The sequence below is a fragment of the Allobosea sp. 05T422_2 genome, from assembly GCF_056396265.1.
The window spans coordinates 1-12,874 of record NZ_JBFTLD010000190.1 but is presented as its reverse complement, the minus strand read 5'-3'; the positions used below and the strand labels follow the sequence as shown (position 1 = coordinate 12,874).

Genomic DNA, 12,874 nt, shown 5'->3' with positions numbered 1-12,874 from the left:
GGGTTCACCATCTGGCCGGTGGAGCCGAAGGTGATGTCGACATTGGCATTACGATAGGCCACGGCGCCGCCCGTCGCGCCGGTGTTCTCGGCAACGAAGAGGTTCCAGGTGTCGACGGTCGCCGGAACGGCCGGCGGCCCCACCTGGGCCGGCGCCGCATTCGTGGTCTTGGCCCAGCGCAATTCGACGCTCGTCGCCTTGCCGAGCGCGTCATAGACGGTGACGGACCCGCCCGCGATGGAATCGCTCAGGAATCGGGTGACGTCGGCGCCGGTCACGAGGCCGGTTCCGCCGGCGGTCGTGGACAGCGGATTGGAGGCGTAGCCCGTAGCTTTCAACAGCTCGGATCCAGGCACGGTGGTCTTGGCGTTCGTCGTGCCGGGGAAGGCCGGGATATTGGCGCGATACTCGATCGAGGTCGTCGCCTTGGCCGGGAACTGTTCCTTGGTGATGCGCAGCACTTCTGGCTGGGTGCCGACCAACTGGCCCGTGACGGCGTCGATCTTCAGCCCTTTCAGATAGTAGCCCGCGCCATTCACCAGATAGCCATTGGCATCGAAATCGAAATCGCCGCGGCGGGTATAGAGATTGCTGTTGGTGAACTGGGTATTGGCGCCGAGGCCGCTCTGGCGCTGGTCGACGACGAAGAAGCCATCGCCGTTGATCGCGACATTGGTGTCGATGCGCGTGGCCTGGAGATCGCCCTGGATCGTGTTGGTCGCGCGGCTATAGGACGCGACAGAACCAGCGATCTGGCGATTGAGAGCCGAATCCGGGACCAGATCCGAGAACGTCGTATCGACACGCTTGAAGCCGGCCGTCCTCGAATTCGCGATGTTGCCTGAGATATTCTCGAGCGCATAGGACTGCGCCTGCATGCCCGAAACTGCCGTCGTCAGCGCGCTGAAGACACCCATGATACCCTCGCCTCAACCCTGGCACCCGGATGGGCGCCCAATACGTCGAGGCAGCCACTGCAGGGCCCGTGCCATGCAGGAGAATTCTATTTTTCAATCACTTGGATAGTTTCGAAACCGTATCGCGGCGAATTCCGCCCGGCAGTTTCCGTGCCGGCCGGCAAATTTTGCCGAGCCCCAAGATCTTGCCGAGCCCGAAGGTCAGCTGGAAGCCGTGCCGCGCCAGGACGGAAGGTCGCTTGCCACATCCGACAGGGTGGGTGGCTTGGCTTCGATGAATGGCAGAGGCCGGCAAACGGCAAGCGCAGCGAGCCCGACGCGCGCCGTCAGCAGGCCATTGAGCACGCCCTCCCCGAGCTTGGCCGAAAGCCGAGCGGCGAGCCCCTGCCCGACGACCTGCTGGACCAGCGCGTCACCGGCCGCGATGCCGCCTGTCACGACCAGGTGGCCGAGCACCTGCCGCGCCAGACGCAGCAGGCCCAGCGTCCCGGGGCGGCCGGCATAGATGCCGGCGATCGCCCGCAGCAATCTCGCGCAAGCCACAAGCACGAAGACGATATCGATCAGGGCCCGCGGGCTGACGGCCGTGACCAGCGAGACCCGGCGCGCGGCCAGCGCGATCTGCGCCTGCGCCGCGGCGTCGAGCGGCGTCATCAGGCTCCGCTCTGCGACGGTCAGAACGTCATGCGGCGCAAAGAGCTGGGGCAGGCTGTCCGCCAGCTCTGCCCGGCTCTTTGCAGTCTCCGGTCGCGTCGCATAGAGGCGCTGAAGTTCGCCGGTGATCGCCTTGGCTTCGTCGAGACTGCCACCGGCAAGCACCGCCGTGGCACGCAGCCGCAACGACTCGACGCGCCGCTCGCGCAGGATGTCGCGCAGAACCTTGCCCAGAATCACCAGAAGGGCGAGCACGGCGAGCGCCGCCGAGGCCAATGCCGCATAACCCAGCACTGGGCTCTCATTCATCAGCGAGGAGATGGTCCGCTCGGCCCAGACGCCGATCGAGAGTGTCAGGAAGGCGGACAGACCCGCAACGAACACGCTGCCCCAGCTGAAGCCCTTTCGGCTCGCCACCGGGACGACGGCCGGCTCGACCGGGTCGAGCGGTTCGCTTTCGGGCAGGACCGCGACGCCCTTCGTCATGCGTGGAGCGTCCTCGCCCGGCACGGTGGCATCGAGACGAACGGCGCGGGGAGCCTTGTTCATGTATCTGCCTCCCTCCGTCACGCCAGCTTGTCACCGATCAGGAATTCGAGCGCACGGTCGAGGCGAATCTGCGGCGGAGGCTGGCTCCGCCCTCCTGCATCCGGCAGCACCAGCGGCGGCCTGAAGCGTGGCGCCCTCACCTGCCAGGACTGCGCCTTCGGATCGAAGATCGCCTCGGGACGCTCGGGCAGTTCACCCGGGAAGATCGCCGCTTCGGCGATGCCGTCGAATACCTCGTCGCCGACCCTTTCGCCCGCCTCCGGAACGCCCGCAATCGCCGGCAGATCCTCGCCTCCCTGCTTGATCCTGACCTCCCTCGTCGCCCGCACCGCAGCCAGCGCCATCGCCTCGACCTTGGCGCCGGCGCCTTGCGCCCGTGCGGCCGCCCGCGCCACGAGATGAGACATCACTGCTGCCAGCCGGTCATGGCTGGTGTGGTGGATATGGTCGGCTTTCGTCGCAGCGAAGAGGACGCGCTCGATGCGTGGCGCGAACAGGCTCGTCAGCCAGGAGTTGCGACCGACGGAAAATGCCGTGAGGGCCTGGCCCAACGCCGTTTCAAGATCGGCGAGCGCCGGTGGACCGGCATCGAGCGCCGCCAATGTATCGACCAGCACGATCTGCCGGTCCAGGCGGGCGAAATGATCACGGAAGAACGGCGTCACCACGACGCGCTTATAGGCCTCGTAGCGATCCGCCATCAGCCCCGCCAGCGTGCCTGGCGCGACCTCGGTATCGGGAGCGACGTCGAGCGGCGCGAAGGTCAGCGCCGGTGAACCTTCGAGGTCACCGGGCATCAGGAATCGCCCGGGCGGGGTCACGGCGACAGCCTCCGGATCGGCGCGCAGCCTCGCAAGATAGGCCTTAAACAGATCGCTCGCGAGTTCCGCGGCCAGTTCATCAGGAGGCCCCGACGGATCGCGGACAGCGAGGCCATCGAGCCAGGGCTTGGCCGAACCGATCCGGTGAGGCTTGCGCGCATCCACGATCGCCTGCCGCGACCACGTCTTGTAGTCGACGCCGATCAGCGCGAGATCGAGCAGCCATTCGCCGGGATAGTCGACGATATCCAGTGTCAGCGTCGCCGGCCCCTTGAACCAGCCGGCCGCTCGCTCGTAGTCGATCTCGACCCGCAGCTCCGCAATGCGTCGGGTCGACTCGGGCCAGCGCCGGTCGGGACCTGACAGGGCGGMGCGGTGAGCCTCATAGGGAAAACGCGGTATATCGGGATCCGGCTGGGGCACCAGCCGTACGCGCGTGATCCGTCCATCTGCCGCCGCCTTGAGCACCGGCAGCCTGGCGCCCTCGATGAGATTCTGGATCAGCGCCGTGGTGAAGACAGTCTTGCCCGAGCGCGACAGCCCGGTGACACCCAGGCGCAGGCGCGGCCGGGCAAGTCCAAGCAGGCTGTCACCGAAGGCCAGCGCGGCATTGCGCGCCTCGTCGAGATAGGAGGGGGAGCTCATGTGGCGAGGAACGGAGCAGGTCCGCTCATTCGTCCGGCCCTTCGCCCAGCGAGGCGGGCGTCACGAAACGATCGAGCCGCCCGCCGCGCGGTGCGACATCGCGCCAGTCTTCGACGGCGAAATCAAGCACGGCAAGCCCGCAGGTCGGGTATTTCTGTGCCATTCGCGCCGCCGCATAACGGTCGCCATGGCCGGTCAACTTTGCGGCCAATTCCTCAAAGCCGGGATTATGCCCGATCATCAGGAGCGTGCGGACATTGGCTTCCGTGTCATGGACGACCTGCAGCAATCGCTCGGGCTTGGCCTCGTAGATGCGTGGTTCGAGATGGCTCCCGGGGCGCTCCGGCAGCATCGGCCCGACCAGCTCCCAGGTTTCGGTTGTCCGTCGTGCTGGCGAGACCAGCACGAGATCGGGCAGCAGCATCTCCTCTGCCAGATAGCGCCCCATGACAGGGGCTGCTTCGCGGCCCCTGACCGCTAGTGGTCGCTCCCGATCGGTGAGACCGGTGGACCAGCTCGACTTGGCGTGGCGGAGAAGCAGAAGGCGCAGCATAATCAGAACCTAACCATCTGCTTCGGGTTTTGCGAGAGGCCGCGCACGACTCTCAAGCCTCTGCGCCCCCACCCTCCTCCTCTTCGCCCGGCTCGTAGCGCAGCAGGTCGCCGGGCTGGCATTGGAGCGTGTCGCAGATGCGCGAAAGCGTATCGAAACGCATGCCACGGACCTTCCCGGACTTGAGCTGAGACACCTGCTGCTCGGTCAGGCCGATGCGCTGGGCAAGTTCCTTCGAGCGCATCTTTCGACGCGCCAGCATGACATCGAGTTCGACGATGATCGGCATCGCCCTGTCCTACACGAAACTCTGATTCTCGTCAGAGAGGCGCATCGCCTCGCGCAGCACCAGCCCGAAGGCGACAAGGACAGCACCTGCAGCCAGCGCGCCGAACATGCCGGGATCGAGCGTGATCGCAAGCTGCCTGCGGCCGGCCGGATTGTCATAGGTCAGCGCCACGCTCTGCAGGGCGCGCGCAATCGGGGTCGCCGCACCAAACAGAATGAGCAGCCAGCCGATCCGGCTGAGCTCGACGGCATTGACGACTTCAAGGACCCGTCCCTTTCCGAAGCGCCCAAACAGGTTTGCGAGACGCAGCATCGCGTAGATAAACAAGCCAGCCGGAACGGTGGCGACAGACAGGGCGAGCCAGTAGCTGCGCATCGCCGTCGTCAGCGGCGCGACAGTTACGCCAATGGTGCCACGCGCATGATTGGCGAGGCTTTCAGGGTCGCTCCACAACCAGACCACGCCAAATCCCATGAGCAATGCTGCGGCATAGCTGGCGAGCCGTGCTGCCATGCTGACGCGCTTCAGCCTGGCCAGCGGCGCATCGCTCGACCCCAGAGTGTTTTCCGCGCTCATTTCATTCTGCCCTCGATTGACAAAATTAAACTAATAGATGAATTTTTGAATGTCCAGGCCATATTCCCATTTGAAATTGACGAGCCTCACCATGCGCCCTTCCCTGTTCGCTTCCATGATCGCAGCCGCCCTTGCCGGCGCGTGCGGCCATGTCCCGCTGAGTTCCCTGCCGAAATTGTCGCGCATCGACATGCGCAGCACGACTTTGGCCGATCTGCGTGCCGCCATCAGCCTGCCGTCCGACATCCGCCCCCTGCCGGGCGGCGTCACCATGACGATMGTGGTCTCCCCCAAGGGCGGCGGGCGCCATGAGCGCAAAGTGGTGCTGGAAGAAGTGCGCGACGCCACCGAGCTCGCCGCATTGCCGGTCATGACTTCGCCGGGACGGCGTCTGGCCGTGTTCCGGCTTAGCCCCGCGGATGCAACCAAGCTCTCGGTGTTCCGCGAGGAACTGCTTGTCGGGGTCGGCAACAGCGGCAATCGCGGTTCCCTGGCGCTAAACGCGGACAAGGCCTGCCGTACGGGAGAGCTCGGCGACAAGCCAATCCTGATGACGAGCTATCTGAAGACGTCGGAAACGCAGGACTACGTCGTCGTGGCGCGCGATTTCGATCTGCGCGAAGCCGTGCGCGAGGTCGATGCCAAGATCGATCTCGCGGTGGCGATCCCGCCTTGCAATCCCTGAGCGGTCAGCCGCTCAGCGGCTCTCCCGCCTCACCATGAAGGCGAGCTTCTCGAACAGGCTGACATCCTGCTCGTTCTTGAGCAGCGCTCCGTGCAGGGGCGGGATCAGCTTGCGCGGGTCGCGCTCACGCAGGACCTCGGGGCCGATATCCTCGGCGACCAGCAGCTTCAGCCAGTCGAGCAGCTCCGAGGTCGAGGGCTTCTTCTTGATTCCCGGAACTTCGCGCACCTCGAAGAAAAGGCGCAGCGCCTCCTCCATCAGCCGCTTCTTGAYGCCGGGGAAATGCACTTCGACGATCGCCTGCATCGTCTTCGTATCGGGGAAGCGGATGTAGTGGAAGAAGCAGCGGCGTAGGAAGGCGTCCGGCAGTTCCTTCTCGTTGTTGGAGGTGATGATCATCACCGGGCGCTGCGCGGCCCGAACCGTCTGGCCCGTCTCGTAGACATGGAACTCCATGCGATCGAGCTCGAGCAGCAGGTCGTTGGGGAACTCGATATCGGCCTTGTCGATCTCGTCGATCAGCAGCACGGGTCGTTCGCCCGAGGCGAAGGCTTCCCAGAGCTTGCCGCGCTTGATGTAGTTGGAGATATCGGACACCCGCGGGTCGCCGAGCTGGCTGTCGCGCAGACGGCTGACCGCGTCATACTCGTAGAGACCCTGCTGGGCCTTGGTCGTCGATTTGATGTGCCAGGTGATCAGCGGCGCCTTCAGGGCCGATGCGATCTCCTCCGCCAGCACGGTCTTGCCGGTGCCCGGCTCTCCCTTGACCAGCAGAGGCCGCTCCAGCCGGATCGCCGCGTTGACAGCGACGGTGAGATCCTCGGTCGCGACATAGGAATCGGTGCCGGCAAAACGCATGGAAACCCCTTCGAACAATGCGGGCGGAAGCTACGGGCCGTCTCCGCCAACGGCAAGTTTTTTGCTGGGGTCCGCACAAGCGCTTGTATCGCAAGCTCTTGGACCGCAAACATGATTCGCCCCCTGAATCGGCAACGCGAGGATAGCTTGGCAGCCACGATCGACCCCTCGGCCTATAAAGACGCCATCGTCGTCCTCGCCACGGCCGGCGTAATCGTGCCATTTGCCAAGCGCTTCCGCGTCAATTCGATTGTCGCCTTCATGGCCTGCGGCGCGCTGCTCGGCCCCTTCGGATTGGGCGGCCTCGTCTCTTCGGTGCCGCTGCTGCGCACGATCACCGTGTCCGACTCGAGCACATTGACCGGCCCCGCCGAAATCGGCGTTGCCTTCCTGCTCTTCGTCATCGGGCTCGAGCTCTCCTTCGAGCGCCTGATGACCATGCGCAGGCTGGTCTTCGGCCTCGGGCTCGGGCAGGTCGCGCTGTCTGCCGCAATCATCGGCGGCGGCGCCTTCCTGCTGAAGCAGCCCGCTGCGGCGGCCTTGATCATCGGCTTCGGCCTCGCCCTGTCCTCGACCGCCATGGTCGTCGAACTGCTCTCGGCCAAGCGCCGCATGATGACYTCGGCCGGGCGCACCAGCTTTGCGATCCTGCTTTGCCAGGATATCGCGGTCGTGCCCTTGCTCTTCCTCATCGCCGTCCTCGGTGCGCAGAATGGCGGCTCGCTGATCGCCGGCCTTGCGCAGGCGCTCGTGCACGCCTTCGCAGCGATTGCCGGCATTGTGGTGGTCGGGCGGCTGGCGCTTCGTCCGCTCTTTCGCCTTGTCGCCTCGACGGACAGCTCCGAGAGCTTCCTTGCCGCAACTCTGCTGGTGGCACTCGGCACGGGACTTGTGGCGGCAACAGCTGGCCTCTCCATGGGCCTCGGCGCCTTCATCGCCGGCCTGCTCCTGGCCGAAACCGAGTATCGGCGCGCCATCGAAGTCACGATCGAGCCGTTCAAATCCCTGCTGATCGGCGTCTTCTTCCTGATCGTGGGCATGAGTGTCGATCCCGCGCAGCTTGCAGCCCAGCCCGCAATCATCCTCGGCATCGCGGCCGGCCTTCTCCTGACCAAAGTGCTGGTTGTGCTGGGCCTGGCCCGGCTGCTGGCTCTCTCCGTCCCGACAGCGCTCGAGACCGCGATCATGGTCGCTCCGGGCGGCGAATTCGCCTTCGTGCTGCTCAATGCGGCTGTCGGCGCGAAGCTTGTTGACCAGCACGCGGCAAGCCTCGTGCTTGCCGCGGTGTCCCTCACCATGGTGGCGCTGCCATTATTGGCTCGTGTAGCACGCCATATGGCGGCGCGTTTCGCGCCGCCGGTGATACTGCCTGAGGAGGCTACGATCCTGCCGCCCGACGATCATGCGGGGCGTGCGATCGTCATCGGCTGCGGCCGGGTTGGCAGGCTCGTCGGTTCGATGCTGGAAGAGCACAAGAAGCCCTATATCGCGCTCGACTCCGACCCGATCCTGATCGCCGGCCAACGGCGCGCTGGCCGACCCGCCTTCTTCGGCGACGCGACCAAGCCCGACTTCCTGAAACTCTGCGGCGTGGTCGACGCAAGCGCCCTGATCGTCACGATCCACAACCACCGTGCGGTCGATGAGATCGTCAAGGCGGCAAGGGCTCTGCGCCCCGATCTCGTCATCGTGGCGCGCGCCCGCGACGCCGCCCATGCCCGGCATCTCTATGAACTCGGCGTCAACGACGCAGTGCCGGAGACCATCGAGGCCAGTCTGCAATTGTCGGAGGCAGCACTTGTCGGCCTTGGCGTGCCAATGGGCCTCGTCATCGCCTCCGTGCACGAAAGAAGGGATGTGTTTCGGCGCGAACTCAAGCCCGCTGCCGCTCCTGCGCCTGCGCTTCCCCGGCACGGGCGTTCGCGAAGGTTGTAATGCTCTGKACCGGAGCGCGCCGGGAAATCCGCTGGATATGCCCGTAGAACTGCTCGGCACTGCTCTGCCAGCTATGGCCTGCGGCAAGTCCCAGGCAAGCTTCGCGCGGGATGCGCAAGGCCGCTAGCGCTGCGCGCCGCAGATCCTCGTCCAGCACGGCGGCACCACTGCCGGCAAAGACATCGCTCGGCCCCTGCACCGGAAAGGCGGCAACGGGCAGCCCGCTTGCCGCGGCTTCGAGCAGCACGATACCAAAGGTGTCGGTCAGACTCGGAAAGACGAAGACATCCGACGACGCATAGATCGCGGCCAGGTCGTCGCCCTCGCGCGTGCCCAGGAATGTCACATCCGGGAAGGCCCGCTGCAGATCCGCGCGCGCCGGGCCATCGCCGACGACGACCTTGCTGCCGGGCAGGCGCAGCGACAGGAAGGCATCCAGGTTCTTTTCGACCGCGACGCGCCCGACGCTGAGGAAGATGGGACGCGGCAGGTCGAGCACGCTTGCCTGGCGCGGATGGAACTGCTGGAGATCGACGCCTCGCCCCCAGCGCAGAATGCGCTCGAACCCGTTCTCCTTCAGTTCGGCCTCGACTGTCGCGGTCGAGACCATGACCCCGGCAGCCGCCCCATGGAACCGGCGCAGGAACTGGTAGCTCCAGCGTTCCGGGATGGGCCAGCGGGCCGCGACATATTGCGGGAACCTTGTGTGGTAGCTCGTCGTGAACGTCCGCTTCTGCGCGAGGCAGACGGCGCGGGTCAGCCAGCCGATCGGCCCTTCCGTCGCGATATGGATGTGGTCCGGCCCAAAATCGGTGATGCGCCGGGCGATGGCGCCCTGCGTTGCCAGCGCGATGCGGATATCGGGATAGGATGGCAAGCCGATCTGCCGAAATCCGTCGGGCGTCAGCATATGCGGCGTCACACCGAATGACGGTCCTGCCTCGACCATCTGCTCCAGCGACCGGACGACCCCATTGATCTGGGGGCGCCAGGCGTCCGTCGCGATGAGGACGCGCATCAGGCGGCCTCGCTGACCAGAGCCGGCAGCGGGATCGGCCGCACGGGCTCGCTCTTGAGCCGGTATTGCGGCCAACGAATGACCTCGAAGCGGCCGTCATGATGCTCGACCACAGCCGTGCAGCTTTCGACCCAGTCGCCCGTGTTGATGTAGGTGAGCCCGTCGATCTTGCGATGTGCGGCGTGATGGATATGGCCGCAGACGACGCCGTCTGCACCATGGCGGCGGGCCTCGGCGGCAAGGCAGGTCTCGAACTCGCCGATATAATTGACCGCATTCTTCACCTTCTGCTTGGCCCAGGCCGAGAGCGACCAGTGCGGCAGATGGAAGAGGCGACGGACCTTGTTGACGACCGTATTGGACGCAAGCGCAACCGTGTAGGCCCAGTCGCCCAGCAGGGCGAGCCATTTTGCGTTGCGCACGACCAGATCGAACAGATCGCCATGGATCACCAGCAGGCGCTTGCCGTCAGCGGTTTCATGCAGCGCATGGTCGGCGATGTGGATTCCGCCGAACTCGCTTCCAGTGAAGTCGCGGAGGAAATCGTCGTGGTTGCCGGTGATGTAGATCAGCCGCGAACCCTTGCGCACCTTGCGCAAGAGCTTCTGCACGACGTCGTTATGCGCCTGCGGGAAGTACCAGCCGCTCTTCAGCCGCCAGCCGTCGATGATGTCACCCACGAGATAAATCTGCGGAGCATCATAGGCCCGCAGGAATTCGAGCACGAGATCGGCCTGTGCTCCTCGCGTTCCCAGATGCAGGTCGGAGATGAAGATGCTGCGAACCTGCTTCGCCTCGTCCTCGTCGCTCATGCCGCCAGCCCATCTTGTTGCATTGCTTGCGGCGTGTGTCTGATTTGCATTGCGCTTTGATGACGCAGAACTCAATCCGTGGTTCTGCTCAGCTGAACATCAGCGAAAGCTCGGGAGAAACGCGATGGATTTGGGTATTGCCGGCCGTACGGCCATCATTTGCGCCTCGAGCAAGGGGCTTGGCCGCGGCTGCGCCGAGGCCCTCGCAGAGGCCGGATGCACCGTGGTCATCAACGGCCGCGACGCGACCACGCTGGAGGCCACGGCAAGCCAGATCCGGGCCAAGTATGGTGCAACCGTGATCGCGGTCGTTGCCGACGTCTCGACCCGCGCAGGTCAGGACGCGCTGCTCGCCGCCGCGCCGGAGCCGGACATCCTGGTCAACAACAATGGCGGCCCACCGCCGAAGCCGTTCCGCGAAGTCTCGCGCGAAGCGCTACTCGAAGGCGTCATCCAGAACATGGCGACGCCGGTCGAACTGATGCAGCGTGTCGTCGACGGCATGATCGCGCGCGGCTTCGGCCGCATCGTCAACATCACCTCGATGAGCGTGCTGACCCCCTTGACCGGGCTCGATGTCTCGTCGGGCGCACGCGCCGGTCTGACCGCCTTCTTCTCCGGCGTCGCCCGCGAGGTCGCATATGCCAACGTCACCATCAACAACATCCTGCCCGGCATGTTCGATACCGATCGGCTGAAGGGCTCGACCACCAAGATGGCGGCKATCAAGGGGATCACGCCCGAAGAAATGACGAAGGGCCGCATGGCCGAAATCCCGGCGAGGCGCTTCGGCAGCGCCGAGGAGTTCGGCAAGGCCTGCGCCTTCCTGGCAAGCGCCCATGCCGGCTACATCACCGGCCAGAACCTGCTGATCGACGGCGGCGTCTTCAAGGGAACGTTCTGAGACGCGGCAAGGCCAGCATCTGCCCCGGTGAGCCTTGCTGTCCGGGGCAGGAATTCTCTCCCAGTTCCTGCCGCGCAAGACCCGCATCCAGCACGCTTCCCCGGCACGCATGCGCCGCCGCGGGCATCAGGGTTGCAAGCATTGCGCTTGGACCGGACGCGCGAACGTGATCTAGAGGGACAAGTCTTTTATAAGACTCTCTCCCCCGACACGTACGCGCAGCACCGTTGTCTCCTCTCCTCGGCATCACGCTCAAGCTGATCTCGGCTTTGTCCTTCACCCTGATGTCGGCTGGCATCAAGGCGATCGCGGCCCGTTATCCGACAGGGGAACTCGTCTTCGTCCGGTCCTTCTTCGCGCTGATCCCGCTGCTGCTCTGGCTCGGCTGGCGCGGCGAAATTCCTGCTGCCCTGAAGACCAAGAATCTGCGCGGCCATTTCAAGCGGGGGGTGATCGGTTCGACCGGCATGTTCTGCGGCTTCGTAGCCTTGAGCTTTCTGCCGCTCCCGGACGCGGTCGCGCTCGGCTATGCCGCGCCGCTCGCAGTCGTCGTGCTTGCAGCTCTGGTGCTGAAGGAGCGTGTCCGCATCTATCGCTGGAGCGCGGTGACGATCGGCTTCATCGGCGTCCTGATCATGCTGTCCCCGCATCTGGGCAGTTTCCAGATCGCTGGCAGCAATGCACCGGCAATCGGCGCGGCCTTCGGCCTTGCCGGCGCCTGCTGCTCGGCTTTTGCCTCGATCGAGGTGCGGCAATTGACCATGACGGAGCGCACCGGCGCGATCGTCTTCTATTTCACGCTGATGACGACGACGCTCGGCCTCTTCACCATCCTGCTCGGCTGGCGCATGCCCGATCTTCAGGACGCCGCACTCATGGTCGCGATCGGCATTCTTGGCGGGCTCGGCCAGATTTTCCTGGTCCAGGCCTATCGCTACGGCGACGCTTCGCTGATCGCGCCGTTCGAATACTCGACGATGCTCTGGGCCGTTACGATCGGCTGGTTCGTCTTCGGCGACTGGCCGGCTTCAGCCGTGCTCATCGGCGCAGCCATCGTCATCGCATCCGGCATCTATGTGATCCTGCGCGAGAAGCAGCTCGGTCTGCTCAAGCGGGAGACGCGCGAGGTCGGCCCGACGCGGGCGACCTGAGAACACGGGCAGAATTGTGTGAAAGGCGCCCCGACGAAGCCGCCCTCGGCCGTCGCCCGCCCCTCTCCAGCTTGCTCCTTCCAACTGGAACAGGCATTGTCCGGTTAGACAAACGTTTGTTCGCTTCCGCAAACGATCAGCATTCGTGTGACAGGTATCAGGATGGGTATCGAGACCAAGGAACGTGGCGGGCGCGAGCTCGAATCCGGAGCCCAGGTCATCTCGGGCCAGCTCGGCAAGACGATCCAGCGCCTGCGCAAGGCCTATAATCTCTCGCTTTCCGAGCTCGCGGAGCAGTCGGGCGTTGCCAAGTCGATCATCAGCCAGATCGAGCGCAACGAAACCAACCCGACACTGGCGACGATCTGGCGGCTCTCGCAGGCCCTCGACATCTCGATCGAGCGCGTGCTGTCGAGCGGCGAAGAGGAAGCCTTCATCGACAAGACCACCCGCGCCGATACGCCGATTCTGGTCTCAGAAGACGGCAAGCTCAGGCTCGCCATCATC

At 65.0% G+C, this 12,874-nt stretch carries 14 protein-coding genes; 5 read left to right on the top strand and 9 right to left on the bottom strand.

Annotation, left to right across the window (positions count from 1 at the left end; translation table 11 throughout):
• From AC1DJT_RS25635 to AC1DJT_RS25610, 6 genes are all read right to left on the bottom strand, one after another.
• The coding region (locus tag AC1DJT_RS25635; protein WP_476835141.1) for a flagellar hook-basal body complex protein at window positions 1-917 on the bottom strand (917 nt) is incomplete at its 3' end.
• Between the two features lie 201 nt (window positions 918-1,118).
• Window positions 1,119-2,120 carry a YcjF family protein gene (locus tag AC1DJT_RS25630; protein WP_441506251.1) on the bottom strand — a complete coding sequence of 334 codons (1,002 nt, stop codon included), beginning with the start codon at window positions 2,118-2,120 and terminating at the stop codon, window positions 1,119-1,121.
• Between the two features lie 17 nt (window positions 2,121-2,137).
• Window positions 2,138-3,586 (bottom strand): YcjX family GTP-binding protein, encoded by a 1,449-nt coding sequence (locus AC1DJT_RS25625; RefSeq protein WP_476835140.1) that lies wholly within the window; start codon window positions 3,584-3,586, stop codon window positions 2,138-2,140.
• A 25-nt stretch (window positions 3,587-3,611) separates the two neighbouring features.
• On the bottom strand, window positions 3,612-4,139 hold the full coding sequence (locus AC1DJT_RS25620; RefSeq protein WP_441491519.1) for a SixA phosphatase family protein: 528 nt from the start codon (window positions 4,137-4,139) through the stop codon (window positions 3,612-3,614).
• 52 nt (window positions 4,140-4,191) lie between these two features.
• Complete coding sequence (locus tag AC1DJT_RS25615) at window positions 4,192-4,428, bottom strand: helix-turn-helix domain-containing protein (RefSeq protein ID WP_069879946.1); 237 nt, start codon at window positions 4,426-4,428, stop codon at window positions 4,192-4,194.
• A 9-nt stretch (window positions 4,429-4,437) separates the two neighbouring features.
• Window positions 4,438-5,004, bottom strand: coding sequence for a DUF2975 domain-containing protein (locus tag AC1DJT_RS25610; protein ID WP_441506253.1), 567 nt, complete (start codon window positions 5,002-5,004; stop codon window positions 4,438-4,440).
• A 91-nt stretch (window positions 5,005-5,095) separates the two neighbouring features.
• Here AC1DJT_RS25610 and AC1DJT_RS25605 point away from each other — a divergent pair, with 91 nt between their 5' ends.
• Window positions 5,096-5,689 (top strand): hypothetical protein, encoded by a 594-nt coding sequence (locus AC1DJT_RS25605; protein WP_476769128.1) that lies wholly within the window; start codon window positions 5,096-5,098, stop codon window positions 5,687-5,689.
• A 12-nt stretch (window positions 5,690-5,701) separates the two neighbouring features.
• On the opposite strand, the gene AC1DJT_RS25600 is transcribed toward AC1DJT_RS25605, so the two are convergent.
• Window positions 5,702-6,547 (bottom strand): AAA family ATPase, encoded by an 846-nt coding sequence (locus AC1DJT_RS25600; RefSeq protein WP_476835139.1) that lies wholly within the window; start codon window positions 6,545-6,547, stop codon window positions 5,702-5,704.
• 147 nt (window positions 6,548-6,694) lie between these two features.
• Between AC1DJT_RS25600 and AC1DJT_RS25595 the strand changes: the two genes are divergently transcribed.
• The gene (locus tag AC1DJT_RS25595) at window positions 6,695-8,482 is read left to right on the top strand and encodes a cation:proton antiporter domain-containing protein (RefSeq protein ID WP_441506256.1); all 1,788 of its coding nucleotides are present in this window, start codon (window positions 6,695-6,697) and stop codon (window positions 8,480-8,482) included.
• On the opposite strand, the gene AC1DJT_RS25590 is transcribed toward AC1DJT_RS25595, so the two are convergent.
• Together AC1DJT_RS25590 and AC1DJT_RS25585 are read right to left on the bottom strand one after the other, a co-directional pair.
• Window positions 8,421-9,500, bottom strand: a complete 1,080-nt coding sequence (locus tag AC1DJT_RS25590; RefSeq protein ID WP_476775873.1) for a glycosyltransferase family 4 protein — start codon at window positions 9,498-9,500, stop codon at window positions 8,421-8,423. The two genes, AC1DJT_RS25595 and AC1DJT_RS25590, sit on opposite strands and share 62 nt — an antisense overlap.
• A complete protein-coding gene (locus AC1DJT_RS25585) occupies window positions 9,500-10,312 on the bottom strand; it encodes a UDP-2,3-diacylglucosamine diphosphatase (RefSeq protein WP_441506258.1) in 813 nt (270 codons plus the stop codon). The genes AC1DJT_RS25590 and AC1DJT_RS25585 overlap by 1 nt, the downstream gene beginning before the upstream one ends.
• 124 nt (window positions 10,313-10,436) lie before the next feature.
• Here AC1DJT_RS25585 and AC1DJT_RS25580 point away from each other — a divergent pair, with 124 nt between their 5' ends.
• The 3 genes from AC1DJT_RS25580 to AC1DJT_RS25570 all read left to right on the top strand — a co-directional run.
• A complete protein-coding gene (locus AC1DJT_RS25580; RefSeq protein ID WP_441491527.1) occupies window positions 10,437-11,216 on the top strand; it encodes an SDR family oxidoreductase in 780 nt (259 codons plus the stop codon).
• Window positions 11,217-11,443: 227 nt separating this feature from the next.
• A complete protein-coding gene (locus AC1DJT_RS25575; protein ID WP_441506259.1) occupies window positions 11,444-12,367 on the top strand; it encodes a DMT family transporter in 924 nt (307 codons plus the stop codon).
• Window positions 12,368-12,529: 162 nt separating this feature from the next.
• The coding region (locus AC1DJT_RS25570; RefSeq protein WP_476835142.1) for a helix-turn-helix domain-containing protein at window positions 12,530-12,874 on the top strand (345 nt) is incomplete at its 3' end.